General features: G+C 65.8%; 17 protein-coding genes. 16 read left to right on the top strand and 1 reads right to left on the bottom strand.

Annotated elements, in window-relative coordinates; translation table 11 throughout:
* Position 1 precedes the first annotated feature (1 nt).
* Genes nuoF through ACO1BU_RS00555 form a run of 12 tightly spaced genes read left to right on the top strand, consistent with a single transcriptional unit; the run spans position 2 to position 13,983 of the window.
* Complete coding sequence (gene nuoF / locus ACO1BU_RS00610) at positions 2–1,312, top strand: NADH-quinone oxidoreductase subunit NuoF (protein WP_424133953.1); 1,311 nt, start codon at positions 2–4, stop codon at positions 1,310–1,312.
* Between the two features lie 5 nt (positions 1,313–1,317).
* Positions 1,318–3,378 carry an NADH-quinone oxidoreductase subunit NuoG gene (gene nuoG, locus ACO1BU_RS00605; protein WP_424133952.1) on the top strand — a complete coding sequence of 687 codons (2,061 nt, stop codon included), beginning with the start codon at positions 1,318–1,320 and terminating at the stop codon, positions 3,376–3,378.
* Positions 3,378–4,388 carry an NADH-quinone oxidoreductase subunit NuoH gene (nuoH, locus tag ACO1BU_RS00600; RefSeq protein ID WP_424133951.1) on the top strand — a complete coding sequence of 337 codons (1,011 nt, stop codon included), beginning with the start codon at positions 3,378–3,380 and terminating at the stop codon, positions 4,386–4,388. The genes nuoG and nuoH overlap by 1 nt, the downstream gene beginning before the upstream one ends.
* Positions 4,389–4,425: 37 nt before the next feature.
* Positions 4,426–4,914 (top strand): NADH-quinone oxidoreductase subunit NuoI, encoded by a 489-nt coding sequence (gene nuoI, locus ACO1BU_RS00595; RefSeq protein ID WP_424133950.1) that lies wholly within the window; start codon positions 4,426–4,428, stop codon positions 4,912–4,914.
* Positions 4,911–5,600, top strand: a complete 690-nt coding sequence (locus ACO1BU_RS00590) for an NADH-quinone oxidoreductase subunit J (RefSeq protein WP_424133949.1) — start codon at positions 4,911–4,913, stop codon at positions 5,598–5,600. Before nuoI ends, ACO1BU_RS00590 begins: the two co-directional genes overlap by 4 nt.
* Positions 5,600–5,911: an NADH-quinone oxidoreductase subunit NuoK gene (nuoK, locus tag ACO1BU_RS00585; protein ID WP_424133948.1), complete on the top strand. Its 312-nt coding sequence runs from the start codon at positions 5,600–5,602 to the stop codon at positions 5,909–5,911. Before ACO1BU_RS00590 ends, nuoK begins: the two co-directional genes overlap by 1 nt.
* 6 nt (positions 5,912–5,917) lie before the next feature.
* Positions 5,918–7,834, top strand: a complete 1,917-nt coding sequence (gene nuoL, locus ACO1BU_RS00580) for an NADH-quinone oxidoreductase subunit L (protein WP_424133947.1) — start codon at positions 5,918–5,920, stop codon at positions 7,832–7,834.
* Positions 7,831–9,342: an NADH-quinone oxidoreductase subunit M gene (locus ACO1BU_RS00575; protein ID WP_424133946.1), complete on the top strand. Its 1,512-nt coding sequence runs from the start codon at positions 7,831–7,833 to the stop codon at positions 9,340–9,342. Before nuoL ends, ACO1BU_RS00575 begins: the two co-directional genes overlap by 4 nt.
* Before the next feature lie 4 nt (positions 9,343–9,346).
* Positions 9,347–10,768 (top strand): NADH-quinone oxidoreductase subunit NuoN, encoded by a 1,422-nt coding sequence (gene nuoN, locus ACO1BU_RS00570; RefSeq protein ID WP_424133945.1) that lies wholly within the window; start codon positions 9,347–9,349, stop codon positions 10,766–10,768.
* Positions 10,765–11,490: a biotin--[acetyl-CoA-carboxylase] ligase gene (locus ACO1BU_RS00565; protein ID WP_424133944.1), complete on the top strand. Its 726-nt coding sequence runs from the start codon at positions 10,765–10,767 to the stop codon at positions 11,488–11,490. Before nuoN ends, ACO1BU_RS00565 begins: the two co-directional genes overlap by 4 nt.
* A gap of 22 nt (positions 11,491–11,512) precedes the next feature.
* The gene (locus ACO1BU_RS00560) at positions 11,513–12,334 is read left to right on the top strand and encodes a type III pantothenate kinase (protein WP_424133943.1); all 822 of its coding nucleotides are present in this window, start codon (positions 11,513–11,515) and stop codon (positions 12,332–12,334) included.
* Positions 12,331–13,983: a ribonuclease J gene (locus ACO1BU_RS00555; protein ID WP_424133942.1), complete on the top strand. Its 1,653-nt coding sequence runs from the start codon at positions 12,331–12,333 to the stop codon at positions 13,981–13,983. The genes ACO1BU_RS00560 and ACO1BU_RS00555 overlap by 4 nt, the downstream gene beginning before the upstream one ends.
* Positions 13,984–13,989: 6 nt before the next feature.
* Here ACO1BU_RS00555 and ACO1BU_RS00550 read toward each other — a convergent pair whose 3' ends face one another.
* A complete protein-coding gene (locus ACO1BU_RS00550) occupies positions 13,990–14,271 on the bottom strand; it encodes a hypothetical protein (protein ID WP_424133941.1) in 282 nt (93 codons plus the stop codon).
* 83 nt (positions 14,272–14,354) lie between these two features.
* Between ACO1BU_RS00550 and ACO1BU_RS00545 the strand changes: the two genes are divergently transcribed.
* The 4 genes from ACO1BU_RS00545 (at position 14,355) to ACO1BU_RS00530 (ending at position 18,224) form a co-directional block, all read left to right on the top strand.
* Positions 14,355–14,615, top strand: a complete 261-nt coding sequence (locus tag ACO1BU_RS00545) for a DUF1467 family protein (protein WP_424133940.1) — start codon at positions 14,355–14,357, stop codon at positions 14,613–14,615.
* Between the two features lie 354 nt (positions 14,616–14,969).
* Positions 14,970–16,286, top strand: a complete 1,317-nt coding sequence (proS, locus tag ACO1BU_RS00540; protein WP_424133939.1) for a proline--tRNA ligase — start codon at positions 14,970–14,972, stop codon at positions 16,284–16,286.
* The gene (locus tag ACO1BU_RS00535) at positions 16,286–17,539 is read left to right on the top strand and encodes a lipoprotein-releasing ABC transporter permease subunit (RefSeq protein WP_424133938.1); all 1,254 of its coding nucleotides are present in this window, start codon (positions 16,286–16,288) and stop codon (positions 17,537–17,539) included. Before proS ends, ACO1BU_RS00535 begins: the two co-directional genes overlap by 1 nt.
* Entirely contained in the window at positions 17,532–18,224 is a 693-nt protein-coding gene (locus tag ACO1BU_RS00530; RefSeq protein ID WP_424133937.1) for an ABC transporter ATP-binding protein, read from the top strand. Before ACO1BU_RS00535 ends, ACO1BU_RS00530 begins: the two co-directional genes overlap by 8 nt.
* Positions 18,225–18,254: the final 30 nt, after the last annotated feature.

Raw genomic sequence — 18,254 nt, 5'->3', positions numbered from 1 at the left:
CATGGCCCTTCAAGATAAGGACCGCATTTTCACTAACCTCTACGGCATGCAGCATTGGGGGTTGGACGCGGCGCGCAAGCGCGGCAACTGGGACGGCACGGCGGCTCTCCTCGCCAAGGGACGCGACTGGATCATCGAGGAGGTGAAGCAGTCCGGCCTGCGCGGGCGCGGCGGCGCTGGCTTCCCGACGGGGCTGAAGTGGTCCTTCATGCCCAAGCCTGATCCGAGCGGTAAGCCCTCCTATCTCGTCGTGAATTCGGACGAGTCGGAGCCCGGCACCTGCAAGGACCGCGACATCCTGCGCCACGATCCGCACACGCTGATCGAGGGCTGTCTGATCGCGGCCTTCGCGATGGGGGCCAGCGCCGGCTACATCTATGTGCGTGGCGAATACTACAATGAGCACCTGGTGCTGCAGGCCGCGATCGACGAGGCCTATGCGGCCGGGCTGATCGGCAAGAACGCCTGCGGGTCGGGCTATGACTTCGACCTCTACGTCCATCGCGGGGCGGGTGCCTATATCTGCGGCGAGGAGACGGCGCTCATCGAGTCCCTCGAGGGCAAGAAGGGCATGCCGCGTCTGAAGCCGCCTTTCCCGGCGGCGGTGGGCCTCTATGGCCGCCCCACCACGGTGAACAATGTCGAGACCATCGCGGTGGTGCCGACGATCCTGCGGCGGGGAGGGGCTTGGTTCGCGGGCTTCGGCCGGCCGAAGAACTCGGGAACGAAGATCTTCTGCATCCAGGGGCATGTGAACAAGCCCTGCAATGTGGAGGAGGAGATGAGCATCCCGCTGCGGGAGCTCATTGAGCGCCATGCCGGCGGCGTGCGCGGGGGCTGGGACAACCTGCTCTGCGTGATCCCCGGCGGATCTTCGACGCCACTGTTGCCGAAGCATATCTGCGACGATGTGCTGATGGACTTCGACGCGCTGCGCGAGCACAAGTCGGGCCTCGGCACGGCGGGGGTGATCGTGATGGACAAGTCCACGGACCTGATCCGCGCCATCGCCCGCCTTTCCAAGTTCTACAAGCATGAGAGCTGCGGCCAGTGCACGCCCTGCCGCGAGGGCATGGGCTGGGTCAGCCGCATGATGGACCGCATGGTCGAAGGCCGTGCGGAAATCGAAGAAATCGACGTGCTGGAGAGTGTGACGAAGCGCATCGAGGGGCACACGATCTGTGCGCTCGCCGATGGCGGCGTCTGGCCAGTTCAGGGCCTTATCCGGCACTACCGCCCGATGATGGAGGAGCGGATCGCCGCCTATAAGGCGCGCCATGCCGCCCCCGCCATGCCGATGGCGGCGGAGTGAATGACATGAGCGATGTGAAGCTCATCAAGGTCACGGTGGACGAAACGGAGATCGAGGTGCCGCTGGGCGCCACGGCTCTCCAGGCCGCCGAACTGGCCGGCAAGGAAATCCCGCGCTTCTGCTACCATGAGCGCCTGTCGATCGCTGGCAATTGCCGGATGTGCCTCGTCGAGGTGGAGAAGGCGCCGAAGCCTGTTGCCTCCTGCCACTTCCCCGTGGCCGAGGGCATGAAGATCATCACAGACAGCCCGGTGGTGCGGAATGCGCGCCGGGGCGTGATGGAGTTCCTGCTGCTCAACCATCCGCTGGACTGCCCGATCTGCGACCAGGGCGGCGAGTGCGACCTGCAGGACCAGGCCATGGCCTATGGCCATGACACCAGCCGCTACCACGAGCACAAGCGCTCGATCACCGACAAGTATTTCGGTCCGCTGATCAAGCCGATCATGACGCGCTGCATCCAGTGCACCCGCTGCGTCCGCTTCTCGGACGAGGTGGCGGGTGTGCCGGAGCTGGGCGCGGTCGGCCGCGGCGAGGCGATGCAGATCACCAACTATGTCGAGAAGGCGATCTCCAGCGAGCTGTCGGGCAACCTGATCGACATCTGCCCGGTCGGCGCGCTGACCAGCCGTCCCTATGCCTTCGTCGCGCGCCCTTGGGAGTTGGCGAAGACGGATAGCGTGGACGTGCTGGATGCGACCGGCACGAATATCCGCGTGGACAGTCGCGGACCTGACGTGCTGCGCATCCTGCCGCGTGTGCATGAGGAGGTGAACGAGGAGTGGATGGCCGATCGTGGCCGCTTCTCCTTCGACGCGCTCAAGCGCCGCCGCCTGGACCGCCCCTGGATCCGCAAGGACGGCAAGCTGCGCGCCGCCACTTGGCCGGAGGCCTTCCAGGCGATCGCTTCCAAGCTTCAGGGCCTGCCGGGTGACCGGATCGGGGCGGTTGCCGGCGGGCTGGCAGATGCAGAGAGCATCGTCGCGCTGAAGGACCTGATGACGGCCCTGGGCTCGAAGAACCTGGACTGCCGTGAGGACGGTGCGGCGCTAGATGGCTCCAACCGCGCCTTCTACCTGTTCAACACCACCATTGCCGGAATCGACCAGGCGGATGCGGTGCTGATCATCGGCAGCAACCCGCGTGTCGAGGCGCCGGTGCTGAACGCGCGGATCCGCAAGCGTGCCGTGCTGCGCGTGCCGGTGGGTGTGATCGGGCCGGCTGTGGACCTGACCTACCCGTCGCAGCACCTGGGCGATGGCCCGGAGACGCTGCGCCGCGTCATGGAAGGCGCCTTCGGTGACGTTCTGCGGAACGCCAAGCGTCCGCTGATCCTTCTGGGCCGCGGTGCGCTGGCTCGGCCGGACGGCGCGGCGGTGCTGGCAGCCACCTGGGCGCTGGCCCAGTCGCTGAACGCCATTACCGATGAGTGGAACGGCTTCAACCTGCTGCATCTGCAGGGCGGGCAGGTCGCTGCGCTCGATCTCGGCTTCCTGCCGGGGCAGGGGGGCAAGGATCTCGGCGCCATGCTGGGTGGTGGGGTTGATGCGCTCTGGCTGCTGGGCGCGGACGGGTTCGATCCCGCCCTGATCGCGCCGGAGACCTTTGTGATCTACCAGGGCCATCACGGCGATCGCGCCGCGGCGCGGGCTGACGTGATCCTTCCCGGGGCGACCTATATCGAGAAGGACGGCACCTATGTGAGCACGGAGGGCCGGGTTCAGCGCGGCCGCCGGGCCGTCTTCCCGCCCGGCGAGGCGCGCGAGGACTGGCGCATCCTGCGGGCCGCGAGCGAGTTGCTCGGCCATTCCCTGCCTTATGACGACTGGGCCGGGATCCGGGCGCGGCTGATCGAGGCGAACCCGGTCTTCGCACGTGTGGATCAGGCGCCGGTGCCCGCCGTCGTCTCCGCGAAGCCGGCCGGCGATGCCGGGGCGATGGGAACGCAGCCTTTCGCCCTGCCGATCACGAACTACTGGCAGACCGATGCGATCACCCGGGCCAGCGACGTAATGGCCACCTGCGCGCGTGAGTATGCGCCGATCCCGGCGATGGCGGCTGAGTGATGGACGGATTCCTCGACACCCCGGTCGGCATCTTCGCACTGACCGTCGCTCAGGCGCTGGCGCTGCTGGTGCCCCTGCTGATCGGCGTGGCCTACATGACCTGGGCCGAGCGCAAGATCATGGCGGCGATGCAGCTGCGGAAGGGGCCGAACGTGGTTGGCCCCTTCGGCCTGCTGCAGCCCTTCGCCGATGCCGCCAAGATGCTGATGAAAGAGACCATCGTGCCCACGGGGGCGAGCCGGGTCCTCTTCATCATGGCGCCGATGCTGACCTTCGTCCTGGCGATGATCGCCTGGGCAGTCATTCCGGTGAATGAAGGATGGGCGATCGCCGACATCAATGTCGGCGTCCTCTACCTCTTCGCCATCTCCTCGCTGGGGGTGTACGGCATCATCATCGCGGGGTGGGCCTCCAATTCCAAATACGCCTTCCTCGGAGCGCTGCGCTCGGCGGCGCAGATGGTGTCCTACGAAGTCTCCATGGGCTTCGTGATTGTCACCGTGCTGCTCTGCGTGGGGTCGCTGAATCTGACGGACATCGTGCTGGCGCAGAAGGGGCTGTGGTTCTTCATCCCCCTCTTCCCGATGTTCATTATCTTCTTCATCTCCACCCTGGCGGAGACGAACCGGGCACCCTTCGACCTGCCAGAAGGTGAGTCCGAGCTGGTGGCGGGGTTCTTCGTGGAATACTCCGCGATGACCTTCGCCCTCTTCTTCCTCGGTGAGTACGCGAACATGATCCTCATGTCCTCGCTCACCACCATTCTTTTCCTTGGCGGATGGCTGCCGCCCTTCGATGTGGCGCCGCTGAATTGGATCCCGGGGCCGATCTGGTTCATTCTCAAGATCTGCCTCTGCCTTTTCACCTTCGTCTGGGTCCGCGCGACCTTCCCGCGCTACCGCTACGATCAGCTGATGCGTCTGGGCTGGAAGGTCTTCCTTCCGATTAGCCTGGTCTGGCTGGTGCTGACCGCGGCCGCGCTGAAGATCTTCGGGTGGCTTCCGGCATGACCCGCCTCAACACTGCTAGTGGAAAGGTCCGTCCCTGATGGCGACGCTCGACCGAGCGGCACGCAGCCTCCTGCTGTCGGAGCTCGCCTCCGGCATGTGGCTGACGCTGAAGGCCTTCTTCCAGAAGAAGGCGACGATCAACTACCCGTCTGAACGCTCTCCCCTGAGCCCGCGTTTCCGGGGGGAGCACGCGCTTCGCCGCTATCCGAACGGCGAGGAGCGCTGCATCGCCTGCAAGCTCTGCGAGGCGGTCTGCCCGGCCGTGTGCATCACCATCGAGGCCGAGCCGCGCGATGACGGCTCCCGGCGGACGACGCGCTACGACCTCGACATGACCAAGTGCATCTATTGTGGCTTGTGCGAGGAGGCCTGCCCGGTGGACGCCATCGTCATGGGGCCGAACCTGGAGTTCGCGACCGAGACGCGCGAGGAGCTGATCTATAACAAGGAGAAGCTGCTCGATAACGGCGATCGCTGGGAGCCGATGCTGGCGGCGCGCCTCAAGGCGGATGCGCCCTACCGATGATCGCTGGACTCGCCTTCTACGCCTTCTCCGCGGTGCTGATCGCCAGCGCCGTGATGGTGGTCACCAGCCGGAACCCGGTCTACAGCGTGCTGTACCTGATCCTGGCTTTCTTCAACGCTGCCGGGCTTTTCCTGATCGCCGGCGCCGAGTTCCTGGCGATGATCCTGGTCATCGTCTATGTCGGCGCGGTCGCGGTGCTGTTCCTTTTCGTGGTTATGATGCTGGACATCGACTTCACGCAGTTGCGTGAGGGCTTCCAGCGTTACGCCCCCATCGGCGCGGTCATTGGCGGCATTCTCTTCCTAGAACTGGTCTTCGCCCTTGGCGCCTGGCAGTCCAGCGGGCAGGCGGAGGGACTGCGCCTCAATCCGGTGCTGCCGGACGTGCAGAACACCGCCGCCATCGGGCGGGTGCTCTACACGGACTATGTTTTCCTCTTCCAGGGCGCGGGCCTGATCCTGCTGGTCGCGATGATCGGCGCCATTGTGCTGACCCATCGTGACCGCCATCGCAGCCGCCGCCAGGACATTGGCGCCCAGGTGGCCCGCCGGACACAGCTCGACATGGCCTCGGTGCCGGTCGGCGCCTCCATCGGGCAGCTTGGTATCCTGCGGCCGCTGCCGCCAGAGGAGGCGAAGCCGAAGGCGGTCGCTCATGATGACCATGGTCACGGGGGGCACCACTGATGCTCGCGATCGGACTGGGCCACTACCTGACAGTGGGCGCGATCCTCTTCGTGCTCGGCGTCTTCGGCATCTTCCTGAACCGGAAGAACATCATCGTCATCCTGATGTCGGTGGAGCTTATTCTGCTCTCCGTGAACCTGAATCTCGTGGCCTTCTCGGCCCAGCTCCAGGATCTCACGGGGCAGATCTTCGCTATGTTCATCCTGACCGTCGCAGCCGCCGAGGCGGCGATTGGTCTGGCGGTGGTGGTCATCTACTTCCGCAACCGAGGCACGATTGAGGTGGAAGACGTGTCCACCCTGAAGGGTTAGGGCGCCATGTTCGTCGGTGCCGTCTTCTTTCCCCTCCTGGGCGCCTGCCTGGCCGGCTTTTTCGGACGCTGGCTGGGCGATCGCCTGTCCATGTGGGTCTCGGTAGGCTGCATGGTGCTGGCCGCGATCTGCGGCGTCTCGGCCTTTGTCGAGGTCGGGCTGCATTCCGCGCCCCGCACTATCACCATCACCGAATGGATCGATGTCGGCGGCCTGACCGTCGACTGGGCGCTCCGCTACGACACGCTGAGCGCGATGATGGTGGGGATGGTGACCTTCATCTCGACCTTCATCCATCTCTACAGCGTCGGCTACATGTCCCATGATGAGACGCCGCCGCGCTTCTTCGCCTATCTCGGCCTCTTCACCTTCGCCATGCTGATGCTGGTGACGGCGGACAACCTGGTCCAGCTGTTCTTCGGCTGGGAGGGTGTCGGCCTCGCGAGCTACCTGCTGATCGGCTACTGGTACGACCGCGAGAGCGCGAACCGGGCTTCGATGAAGGCCTTCATCGTGAACCGCGTCGGCGACCTGTTCTTCATGCTGGGCATGGCGCTGACCTTCTGGACCTTTGGCGCGCTCAACTTCGGGGACATCTTCGGCCGGGTTGAGGAGATGCGGCAGGCCACCTTCGCTGGGATGCCGGCGCTCGAGGTGATCTCAATCCTGCTGTTCCTGGGCGCCTGCGGTAAGTCGGCACAGATCGGCCTGCATACCTGGCTGCCGGACGCGATGGAGGGGCCGACGCCGGTATCCGCGCTGATCCATGCGGCCACGATGGTGACCGCCGGCGTGTTCCTGCTGGCCCGCATGTCGCCCATCTTCGAATACGCCCCGACGGCGCTGACCATCGTAACCATCGTCGGTGCGACCACCGCCTTCTTTGCGGCGACGATTGGTTGCGTGCAGAACGACATCAAGCGGATCATCGCTTATTCGACCTGCTCGCAGCTCGGCTACATGTTCTTCGCCATTGGCGTCGGAGCCTATCAGGCGGCGGTCTTCCACCTCTTCACCCACGCCTTCTTCAAGGCGCTGCTCTTCCTCTCGGCGGGTTCCGTGATCCACGCGATGTCGGATGAGCAGGACATCCGGAAGATGGGCGGCATCTGGACGAAGATCCCCGTCACCTATGTGGTGATGTGGATCGGCAGCCTGGCCCTGGCCGGCGTTCCCTTCTTCGCCGGCTACTACTCCAAGGACATGATCCTGGAGAGCGCCTTCGCGGCCCATACCGGGGCCGGGATGTACGCCTTCGTCATGGGCCTGATCGCGGCCTTCCTCACCGCCTTCTACTCCTGGCGGCTCCTCATCGTGACCTTCCACGGCAAGCCGCGGGCGGACCACCATGTGATGGAGCATGTGCATGAGAGCCCGGCGGTGATGCTGATCCCCCTGCTGGTCCTGGCGGTGGGCGCGCTCTTCACCGGCGCCGTGTTCTCCGACCTCTTTGTGGGCCACCACGAGCATGAGTTCTGGAACGGTGCCATCTTCACCGCCGAGCACAACCACGTTCTCCATGCGGCACATGAAACACCTGAATGGGTCGGACTCGCCCCGACAGTGATCGGCATCGCCGGCATCGCCCTGGCCTATATCTTCTACATGTTCGCCCCGGGCATCCCGGTGCGGCTGGCGCAGACCTTCTCGGGACTGCACAAGTTCCTGCTGCACAAGTGGTATTTCGACGAGCTGTATGACGCGATCTTCGTGCGGCCCTTCCGGCGCCTCGCGCGGGTGTTCTGGAAGACGGGCGATGCGACGATCATCGACGGCGTCCCGAATGGCGTCGCGGCCATCACCGTGGATGCCGCCCGCGGCGTGGCGCGCTTCCAGACCGGGCGCGTGGCCAATTACGCCTTCACCATGATCGCGGGCCTCGTGGTCTTCGTCTCCGTCATCTTCCTGGGCTTCACCCGATGAACGCGGTCGGCTTCCCGCTGCTCTCCCTACTCACCTTCCTGCCCTTGGCAGGGGTGGTGGCGATCCTCTGCGTCCGGGGGGATGAGGCGACCGTCGCCTCCAATGCCCGCTGGACCGCGCTCTGGACCAGCCTGATCGTCTTCGTCCTGTCGCTGATCCTCTGGTTCCGTTTCGATCCTACTGTGGCGGACGCGCAGTTCGTTGAGCGGGCATCCTGGCTTCCGGAGTTCGGCGTCAACTACCATATGGGCGTGGACGGTATCTCGATGCTGTTCGTCCTGCTCTCCACGCTGCTGACCCCGATCTGCATCCTCGCTTCCTGGGAAGCGGTACAGACCCGGGTGCGGGAGTACATGATCGCCTTCCTCGTCCTGGAGACGATGATGGTCGGCATGTTCTGCGCGCTGGACCTCATCATCTTCTACGTCTTCTTCGAAGGCGTGCTGATCCCGATGTTCCTGATCATCGGGGTATGGGGCGGGCAGCGCCGCGTCTACGCGGCCTTCAAGTTCTTCCTCTACACGCTGCTCGGCTCCGTGCTGATGCTGCTTGCGATCCTCGCGCTCTGGTACAATGCCGGTAGCACGGACATCGCAACGCTGATGCAGGCCACGGTGCCGCCCTCCTGGCAGTATTGGATGTTCCTGGCCTTCTTCGCCTCCTTCGCGGTGAAGGTGCCGATGTGGCCGGTGCACACCTGGCTGCCGGACGCGCATGTGGAAGCCCCGACCGCGGGCTCGGTGATCCTGGCTGGCGTGCTGCTGAAGATGGGAGGCTATGGCTTCCTGCGCTTCTCCATCCCGCTCTTTCCCGAGGCATCGCAGTTCTTCGCGCCGCTCATCTTCGCCCTGAGCGTCATTGCCGTGATCTACACGAGCATGATCGCCTTCGTTCAGGACGACATGAAGAAGCTCATTGCCTACTCCTCGGTGGCGCATATGGGCATCGTCACGATCGGCCTGTTCACCTTCAACCAGCAGGGCATCTCGGGCGCCCTGTTCACCATGCTCGCGCATGGCGTGGTTTCGGGCGCGCTCTTCCTCTGCGTCGGAGTGCTTTATGACCGCGTGCATTCGCGGGAGATCGCGCGCTACGGCGGGGTTGCGAAGATCATGCCGATCTACGCCATGGTCTTCATGCTCTTCACCATGGCGAGCGTCGCTCTGCCGGGCACGGCGAACTTCCCGGGCGAGTTCTTGGTGATTGTCGGCGCCTGGCGCTCCAATCCCTGGGTGTCGCTGGGGGCGGGCCTGGGTATGATTTTGGGCGCGGCCTATATGCTCTGGCTGTACCGCCGTGTGATCTTCTCCAAGGTCACGAAGGACGAGGTGCTGCGCCTAGTCGACCTCTCCCCGCGGGAGATCGCGATCTTCGCGCCGCTGATCCTCCTTACCCTTTGGATGGGGGTCTATCCGTCCTCCTTCACCCATGTCTGGGAAGCCTCTGTCGCCGCTCTGGTGGAGCGGCATGAGGCCGCCCTCGCCGTGCCGCGCGTGGCCGGGCTGTGAGCCGATGAACTGGACCCTCGCTCTTCCTGAGATCTTCCTGGCAGTCGCCGCGCTGGTGCTGCTGCTGGTCGGCGTCATTCCAAAGCGGGAGATGACCTTCCCGATCACCATGGGCACGCTCGGCGCGCTGCTCGTGGCGGCGGTGATAGCCATGGCCACGCCGGACGGCATGGCCTTCGGCAATCAGTTCATCTCGGACAGCTTCGCACGCTTCGCGAAGATCCTGATCCTGCTCGGCGCCGCCACCGGGCTGATGCTCGCGCTGGACTGGAACGAGAAGCAGGGCATCGCCCGCTTCGAGTTTCCGATCCTGGTGCTGCTCAGCACGGTCGGCATGATGGTGATGGTGTCGGCCTCCGACCTCATCACCCTCTATATGGGCCTCGAGCTGCTATCGCTTTCGCTCTATGTCATCGCGGCCTTTGACCGGGACAACGCGCGTTCCGCTGAAGCCGGGCTGAAGTACTTCGTGCTCGGCGCGCTCGCTTCTGGCCTTTATCTCTACGGCGCCAGCCTCACCTATGGCTTCGCCGGCTCGACCAATTTTGCGGCGATTGGGAATGCGGTGTCGGGACAGGAGGGCGTGCCTCTTGGTCTGGTGATCGGCATGACCTTCGTGACCGCGGCGCTGGCCTTCAAGATTTCGGCCGTCCCCTTCCACATGTGGACGCCGGATGTCTATGAGGGCGCGCCGACGCCGGTGACGGCCTTTTTCGCCTCGGCGCCGAAGGTCGCAGCGGTGGCGCTGCTGGTGCGCGTGCTGGCGGATCCCTTCGCGGATCTGGCGGCGCAGTGGCAGGGCGTCATCTGGCTGGCCTCGCTGGGTTCGATGCTGCTGGGATCGCTTGCGGCCATCCGGCAGCAGAACATCAAGCGGCTGATGGCCTATTCTTCCATCGGCCATGTCGGCTACGCGCTGATGGGCCTGGTGGTTGCCACCGATGTCGGCCTGCGTGGCGTGATGCTCTACATGGCGATCTACTTGGTCATGAATGCCGGTACTTTCGCGGTGCTGGTTTCCATGCGCCGCCAGGGGCGCGCGCTGGAGCGGATTGAGGACTTGGCTGGCCTGGGCCGCACCGATCCGGCCATGGGCCTCGCCATGGTGGTGTTCATGTTCTCCATGGCTGGCATTCCGCCGCTCGCGGGCTTCTTCTCGAAGCTCTATGTTTTCTTGGCCGCAGTGCAGGAGGGGTACTGGTTCCTCGCGACGGTGGGCGTGCTCACCAGCGTGGTCAGCGCCTATTACTACCTGCGTATTATTAAGGTGATGTATTTCGACGCGCCCGAGGGTGCGCTGGACCCGCGTTCGGCTTCGGTGTCGCTGGTCCTGGCGGGGGCGGGGCTCTTCAACGTGCTCTTCTTCCTCTTCCCGGCGCCGATCGTGGCGGCGGCCGCGACGGCTGTCGCGGCCCTGGGGGGGTGACGCCCGTCCCGGCGGGCTGGCGGCTTCAGGTTCATGATCTGCTCCCCAGCACCGCCGACCTGATCCGGAACAGGGCCGAGGCGGGGGAGGCGGATCGGCTCGCCATCCTCGCCCGCCGGCAGACAGCCGGGCGAGGCACCCATGGCCGGAGCTGGGAGTCGCCGGCCGGCAATCTTTTTCTGTCCGTATTGCTGCGGCCGCAGGCGGCGGCCCGCGAGGTTCCGCAATGGAGTCTCCTGGCGGCGGTTGCGGTCTATGAGGCGCTGTCGCCTCATGCCGGGCCGGGGCTGACTCTTAAATGGCCGAATGACCTGCTTCTCCGCGGGGGGAAATGCGCGGGCATTCTGACCGAGGCGGCGCTGGATGCCTCGGGCGGGCTTGCCTGGCTCTGCTTCGGCTTTGGTGTGAACCTGGCCTATGCGCCGGAGGTGCCCGGCCGCGCGACGGCGGCCCTGCCTCCGCCGGCGCTGGAGCCAGAGGTGGCGACAGCGCTGATTCTCGCGGCGTTGGACCGGTGGCAGGGCATCCAGGCTGCCCAGGGCTTCGGCCCTGTGCGGCAGGCCTGGCTCACCCGGGGCCATGCACCTGGTGCGATGCTGACCGTCACCGTCCCCGGTGGGGTGCGGCAGGGCCATTTCGAAGGCCTGGACGACACCGGTGCATTGCGCCTTCGCACCGCAACAGGCATGGAAACGGTCATGGCCGGGGATGTGAACCCCTAGAGGCCCTGGAGGATTTGCGCCCATGCTCCTGGCTATCGACGCTGGCAACACCAATGTCGTTTTTGCCGTGCATGATGGGGCCGAGTGGCGCGGCCGCTGGCGCATCGCCACCCGGGCAGACCGGACGAGCGATGAATATGCCGTCTGGCTTCTTACCCTTCTCTCACATTCCGGGCTGAAGCCGACGGATATTACGGGCTGCGCCATCGGCACCGTAGTGCCCGCCGCCCTTTATAGCCTACGACGCCTCTGCCGGGACTGGTTCAATTGCGAGCCCCTGGTTGCCCGGGCGGGCAGCGTGGAATGGGGCTTTGACATCCTGGTGGACCGCCCCATGGAGGTCGGCGCCGACCGCCTGCTCAATGCGCTGGCGGCCCACCACCGCTACATAGCGCCGCTGATCGTCATCGATTTCGGCACCGCGACGACCTTTGACGTAGTAGGCGTGGGCGGCGCCTATGTGGGCGGGGTGATCGCCCCGGGGATCAACCTTTCCATCGAGGCGTTGCATCGGGCGGCCGCCCGCCTGCCGCGGATCGGCATCGGCAGGCCCCAGTCCGTCATCGGCCGGGACACAGTGCCCGCCATGCAGTCCGGCATTTACTGGGGTTATGTCGGCTTGGTCGAAGGGCTGGTAGCCCGGATCCGGGTGGAGCACGGTGGTCCCCTGAAGGTGATCGCGACAGGAGGGCTCGCCCCCTTGTTCGCGGAGGGCACCACCGTCATTCAACATACCGACCCCGATATCACCTTGGACGGGCTTCGCCTGTTGGCGGCCCGGAACCCACCCCCCATCTTCCATAAGACAACGCTCCCAGACTCTCTCAAGAACGAGAACGAATGACATTCGACGCGACCGACGACCTCGCCTTCCTCCCGCTCGGGGGGACGGGGGAGATCGGCATGAACCTCAATGTCTATCGCCTGGACGGCCAACTCCTGGCGGTGGACTGTGGCATCGGCTTCGGCGGCGCTGAGTCGCCGGAGGCTGAAATCCTGGTGCCGGACCCGGCCTGGCTCACCGAACGGCGTGACCGCTTGGTGGGGCTGGTCATCACGCACGCGCATGAGGACCATCTGGGGGCCGTGGCCGCTCTCTGGCCCTTCCTGCGCTGCCCTGTCTACGCCAGCCCCTTTGCCAGCGCGGTTCTTCGCCGAAAGCTCGGCGAGGCCGGGCTCCTGAACGAGGTAACGCTCCACACGGTCCCGCTCTCCTCGCGGATGAAGGTCGGGAACTTCGACCTCCAGTTCCTGCGCGTCGCGCATTCTGTGCCCGAGGCGCAGGCACTGGCCATCCGGACCCGGCACGGGATCGTGCTGCACACGGGTGACTGGAAGCTGGACCCCAATCCGCTGACCGGCCCACCGACCGACGAGGCAGGCTTCGCCGCGCTCGGCGAGGAGGGGGTGCTGGCCATGGTCTGTGACAGCACCAATGCCCTGGTGGACGGGCATTCGGGTAGCGAGGCCGATGTGCGGGAGGCGCTGACCTCCCTGATCGCCGGGCTGAAGGGCCGGGTGGCGGTGGCCTGCTTCGCGACAAACATTGCCCGTGTGGAATCGATCAGCCGGGCCGCCATGGCTGCGGGGCGGCGGGTAGCGCTGTTCGGGCGCTCCCTCCGCAACGCCGATGCCGCGGCGCGCGAGACCGGCTATCTGACGGATCTGCCCCCCTTCCTCGATGAAGAGGAGGCGGGCTACCTGCCGGATGACGAGTTGCTGATCATCTGCACGGGCAGCCAGGGCGAGCCCCGCTCGGCGCTGGCGAAGATTGCGGCCGACACCCATCCCCAGATCTCGCTGGGTGAGGGGGATACGGTGATCTTCTCCTCCCGCATGATCCCGGGGAATGAGAAGGCGATCATGAATGTGGAGGCCGCGCTCTACCGCGCTGGTTGCCGCGTGATCACTCCTGATTCGGAGCATCCGGTCCATGTTTCCGGCCACCCGGCCAAGGACGAGCTGCGGCGCCTCTACGAATTGGTGAAGCCGCGCCATGCCGTGCCCGTGCATGGCGAGTGGCGCCATCTGCAGGAGCATGCCGCCCTGGCGCGGGAGTTCGGCTCCGAGCCGCACCTGATCGAGGATGGCGACGTGCTCTGCCTGGGGCCGGGCCCGGTCGAGGTCTGTGAAACCGTTCAGAGTGGCAAGCTGGCGCTGGACGGCACGCGGCTGCTGCCACTTGAGGGTGGAGTGCTGGGCGCACGGCGCCGCATGCTGTTCAACGGCGTCGTCGTCGGCTCCCTGGCCGTGGACGATGCAGGGCGGGTGCGGGGCATACCGCAGATCTCCGCCCCCGGGCTTTTCGAGCAGGGGGAAGACGCGCCAGCCCAGATCGCCGCGGACCTGGCGCGGCTGGTCAACGACCTGCCCGCGCCATTGCGGCGGGAGGATGCAGCCTTGCGCGAAGCGGCACGGGCCGCCCTTCGCAAGGCCATCGGCCGCCGCGTTCGCAAGCGGCCGCTGGTGGAGCTGCACCTGCTCCGGGTGTGACGCCGCTCAGCGAATGTTGAACTGCAGGACCGGAGCGGGAGGGGCGTAGGCCACCGGCGGGCCATAGGCGTTGTGGCGGCGCCACTCCTCGTAGCGGCGTGCCTCGCGCCAGCGCTGGCGGTGCCAGCGCTCCTCGCGGCGGGCCTCACGGCGCTCCTGGCGTTCCCACCGGCGGTGTTCGCGCTCCCACCGGCGATACTCGTCCCGGTCCGGACGGGCCTCGGCCTCTTGTGGCAGCATCGGCAGCGCCATCAGGGCGAGGCCGGCAAGAAGCGTGATACGTCGCATGGCGATCTCCTTTCCGGACTGTCCGGCGAGAAGAACGCCGGGGATGGCCGCGGGATTACGGCAAGGACAGGGCAAGGCAGCTCATGGGCTGGGTTACGGGTATCGTTGTCTACTTCCTGGTCTGGTGGACCGTGCTCTTCGCCGTGTTGCCGATCGGGGTGAATCCTGATCCGGACGGTGAGGCGGCCGGCGGCTGGCGCGGCGCCCCGCGGCAGGTGCGGGCGCTTCGGGTGGTGTTGCTGACGACCCTGATCTCCGTCCTGGTTTGGCTGTTCATCGAATGGCTGGTTCGCGCCGACTGGCTGTCCTTCCGCGAAGGATGGCTCGCGAAGCCTAATGATTAGGCAGATGCGCCAGACGTGGGCTGACTTGAATATAAAATGCGCAATTACGAGCTGATAAGCCTGTTTTTTCAGCCGAAGCCCGTCGAAAAACCTTTCATCGGACGCTGCAGGGCAGCATCATCGGGACATGGAAGAGGGCTCTTCCTCTTCCGCCGTGTGACTGGCGTTTCCTCCCTAAACTCGGGCCGTTCCTTCGGGACGGCCCTTTTTTTTCTCAGATGCCGGCCGAGGCGTGCGCCACTCCGCATCCGGAAACAGCCCGAGACGGTTTGATGGCGGATTCCCTGCTTCGGGCGATACCGCGCCCGGCCGATCCGCATTAGGTTGCGCCCGATTTCACCGGAGCCACCTGCCTTGCGCCTCTCCCGCGCCTTTCTGCCCACGCTCAAGGAAACGCCCGCCGAGGCGCAGATCGTCTCGCACCGCCTCATGCTGCGGGCCGGCCTCATCCGCCAGACCAGCGCCGGCATCTATGCCTGGCTGCCGCTGGGGCTGCGCGTCCTACGGAAGGTCTCGGACATTGTCCGGCAGGAGCAGGACCTGGCCGGGGCGCAGGAAATCCTGATGCCGACCATCCAGCCGGCCGAACTCTGGAAGGAGAGCGGCCGCTATGACGACTATGGCAAGGAGATGCTGCGCATCACCGACCGGCATGACCGGGAGATGCTCTACGGCCCGACCAACGAGGAAATGGTCACCGACATCTTCAAGACATACGCCAAGTCCTACCGGGACCTGCCGCGGAATCTCTACCATATCCAGTGGAAGTTCCGGGACGAGATCCGCCCCCGCTTCGGCGTGATGCGCGGCCGCGAATTCCTGATGAAGGACGGCTATTCCTTCGACCTGGATGCCGAGGGTGCGCGCCAATCCTACCGGCTGATGTTCCGCGCCTATCTGCGGACCTTCGCGCGGATGGGGCTGAAGGCCATCCCGATGCAGGCCGATACCGGCCCGATCGGCGGCAACCTCTCCCACGAGTTCATCATCCTGGCGGAGACGGGCGAGAGCGAGGTCTTCCTGCACAAGGACCTGCTGGACTTTGACGTGCTGGCGCAGGACCCGAGCGGCACGGGCGATCCCTCGCCGGTGGTCGATTTCTGGACCAGCCGCTACGCGGCGACCGACGAGAAGCACGATCTGGATGCCTGGAACGCCATTCCCGCGGAATCGCAGGTGACGGCGCGCGGCATCGAGGTGGGCCATATCTTCTACTTCGGCACGAAGTACTCCAAGCCTATGGGGCTGACCGTGGCCGGGCCGGACGGCACGCCGGTGAACCCGGAGATGGGCTCCTACGGCATTGGTGTCTCCCGCCTGCTCGCCGCCATCATCGAGGCCGGGCACGACGAGAACGGCATCATCTGGCCGGATGCGGTGGCGCCCTTCGCCTGCGCCATCCTCAATCTGAAGCCGGGCGATGCGGCGGCGGATGCGCTTTGCGAGCAGCTTTACGCCGCCCTGCCGGGCGAGGCCGTCTATGACGACCGCGGTGAGCGAGCCGGCGCCAAGTTCGCCGATGCGGATCTGGTCGGCTATCCCTGGCAGGCGATCGTGGGGCCACGCGGCGCCGCGAAGGGCATCGTGGAACTGAAGCGCCGTGCGACCGGTGAGCGGCTGGAGCTGCCGTTGGAAGAGGTCGTCGCGAAGATCAAGGCCAGCATTCCCTGATGTTCTCGCCTTTCGAGCGCGCCGTCGCCTTCCGGTATCTGCGCGCCCGGAAGGGCGAGCGCTTTGTCTCCGTCATCGCCATCTTCTCGCTGGTGGGCATCGCGCTTGGTGTCGCGACGCTCATCATCGTCATGTCCGTGATGAACGGCTTCCGGCAGGAGCTGCTGGGCCGAATCCTCGGGCTGAACGGGCATCTCGGCGTCTATGCCCAGAACGAGGAGGGGCTGCGGGATTTCGACGACATCGCCGCCCGCGTCCGCCAGCTTCCCGGCATCGTCTCCGCGACGCCAATTGTCGAGGGACAGGTTCTCTTCACGAGCGAGCAGGGCGGGGCGACCGGTGGCCTGGCGCGCGGCATCCGGCCGGAGGATCTGCGGACACGGCCTTTGATCGCCGACAATATCCGCGCCGGCGACCTGTCGCGCTTCGGCGGGGACGACACGATCGTGGTCGGTACCCGCCTGGCCAGGCGTCTGGGGCTGCGGATCGGGGACAAGATCACCCTTGTTTCGCCCCAGGGCCGTGCCACCGTTGTCGGCACCGTCCCGCGCCTCAAGGCTTATGAGGTGGTGGCGATGTTTGAGGCGGGGATGCAGGAATACGATTCCAGCTACGTCTTCCTGCCCTTCCAGGCCGCCCAGCTCTATTTCCAGCACCGCGACACGGCGACGCAGGTGGAGGTTTTCGTCGACAACCCAGACCATGTCCGCAACGCCACCCGCGCGATCTTCGAGGCGTTGCGCGGCCGGCCTGTGCGCGTGCTGGACTGGCAGGCCTCCAATTCCTCCTTCTTCGCGGCGGTGCAGGTGGAGCGGAACGTGATGTTCCTGATCCTGACGCTGATCATCATCGTCGCGGCCTTCAACATCATCTCCTCGCTGATCATGCTGGTGAAGGACAAAGGGCGGGATATCGCAGTGTTGCGGACGGTGGGCGCCACGCGGGGGTCGATCCTGCGCATTTTCCTGCTGGCCGGGGCTTCGATCGGCGTGTCCGGCACGCTGATCGGTTTCCTGATCGGGCTGGTTTTCTGCCTGAACATCGAGCACATCCGGCAATTCCTGCAGTCTCTGACGGGGACGGATCTGTTCAATGCCGAGGTCTATTTCCTGACGAAGCTGCCCGCGGTGGTGGAACCGATGGAAGTGGCGCAGGTCGTCATCATGGGCCTTACCCTCTCACTGCTCGCCACCATTTATCCGTCATGGCGCGCGGCCCGGCTCGATCCCGTGGAGGGATTGCGCAATGGCTGAGGCGCCGAACGGGGCGCCGCTCGTCCTGCGCGGGGTGGAGCGGCGTTACCGCACCGAAGCCGGGGAGCTGCCCGTGCTGCGTGGGGCGGATCTGGACTTGCATGCCGGGGAGATCGTGGCGCTCGTCGCACCATCGGGCACCGGCAAGTCCACGCTTCTGCATGTGGCTGGGTTGCTGGAGAAGCCGGATGCCGGCCGGGTGCTGGTCGAAGGGCGCGATTCCGGCAGCCTGGGCGACGATGCCCGGACAGCGCTACGCCGGGAGACGATCGGCTTCGTCTACCAGTTCCATCACCTGCTGCCGGAATTCACGGCGGAGGAGAACATCGTCCTCCCGCAGCTTGCCGCCGGGAAGCGGCGCCGGGACGCGGTGGCGCGCGCGCGCGAGCTTCTGGGCACCTTCGGGTTGCAGAACCGCCTCGACCACCGGCCCAGCCGGCTGTCGGGCGGCGAGCAGCAGCGTGTGGCCATCGCGCGTGCCCTGGCGAATGGGCCCAAGGTGCTACTGGCCGATGAGCCCACTGGCAATCTGGACACGGGCACAGCCGACCGCGTCTTCGCGGAACTGCTGGACGCTGTGCGGGGCAGGGGCCTGGCCGCGCTGATTGCCACCCACAACCCGGATCTGGCGGCGCGGATGGACCGGACCGTCACCCTTCGGGACGGGCTGATCGTTCCCGCCTAGCCACACCCCCGTCCGTTCCGGCCCCGCCGC

It is taken from the genome of Roseomonas chloroacetimidivorans (genome assembly GCF_049629625.1).
Classification (GTDB): Bacteria; Pseudomonadota; Alphaproteobacteria; order Acetobacterales; family Acetobacteraceae; genus Roseomonas; species Roseomonas chloroacetimidivorans.
Note: the sequence above shows the minus strand (reverse complement) of the source record. Positions and strands in the feature narration are given on the sequence as shown.

Excerpts from the sequence above, each read along its gene's own strand:
- nuoH (WP_424133951.1), top strand. The coding sequence starts at position 3,378 with ATGGACGGATTCCTCGACACCCCGGTCGGCATCTTCGCACTGACCGTC.
- ACO1BU_RS00535 (WP_424133938.1), top strand. The coding sequence starts at position 16,286 with ATGTTCTCGCCTTTCGAGCGCGCCGTCGCCTTCCGGTATCTGCGCGCC.
- nuoG (WP_424133952.1), top strand. The coding sequence starts at position 1,318 with ATGAGCGATGTGAAGCTCATCAAGGTCACGGTGGACGAAACGGAGATC.
- ACO1BU_RS00550 (WP_424133941.1), bottom strand. The coding sequence starts at position 14,271 with ATGCGACGTATCACGCTTCTTGCCGGCCTCGCCCTGATGGCGCTGCCG.
- ACO1BU_RS00545 (WP_424133940.1), top strand. The coding sequence starts at position 14,355 with ATGGGCTGGGTTACGGGTATCGTTGTCTACTTCCTGGTCTGGTGGACC.
- ACO1BU_RS00590 (WP_424133949.1), top strand. The coding sequence starts at position 4,911 with ATGATCGCTGGACTCGCCTTCTACGCCTTCTCCGCGGTGCTGATCGCC.
- nuoK (WP_424133948.1), top strand. The coding sequence starts at position 5,600 with ATGCTCGCGATCGGACTGGGCCACTACCTGACAGTGGGCGCGATCCTC.
- nuoI (WP_424133950.1), top strand. The coding sequence starts at position 4,426 with ATGGCGACGCTCGACCGAGCGGCACGCAGCCTCCTGCTGTCGGAGCTC.
- ACO1BU_RS00560 (WP_424133943.1), top strand. The coding sequence starts at position 11,513 with ATGCTCCTGGCTATCGACGCTGGCAACACCAATGTCGTTTTTGCCGTG.
- ACO1BU_RS00575 (WP_424133946.1), top strand. The coding sequence starts at position 7,831 with ATGAACGCGGTCGGCTTCCCGCTGCTCTCCCTACTCACCTTCCTGCCC.
- nuoL (WP_424133947.1), top strand. The coding sequence starts at position 5,918 with ATGTTCGTCGGTGCCGTCTTCTTTCCCCTCCTGGGCGCCTGCCTGGCC.
- nuoN (WP_424133945.1), top strand. The coding sequence starts at position 9,347 with ATGAACTGGACCCTCGCTCTTCCTGAGATCTTCCTGGCAGTCGCCGCG.
- ACO1BU_RS00555 (WP_424133942.1), top strand. The coding sequence starts at position 12,331 with ATGACATTCGACGCGACCGACGACCTCGCCTTCCTCCCGCTCGGGGGG.
- ACO1BU_RS00530 (WP_424133937.1), top strand. The coding sequence starts at position 17,532 with ATGGCTGAGGCGCCGAACGGGGCGCCGCTCGTCCTGCGCGGGGTGGAG.
- nuoF (WP_424133953.1), top strand. The coding sequence starts at position 2 with ATGGCCCTTCAAGATAAGGACCGCATTTTCACTAACCTCTACGGCATG.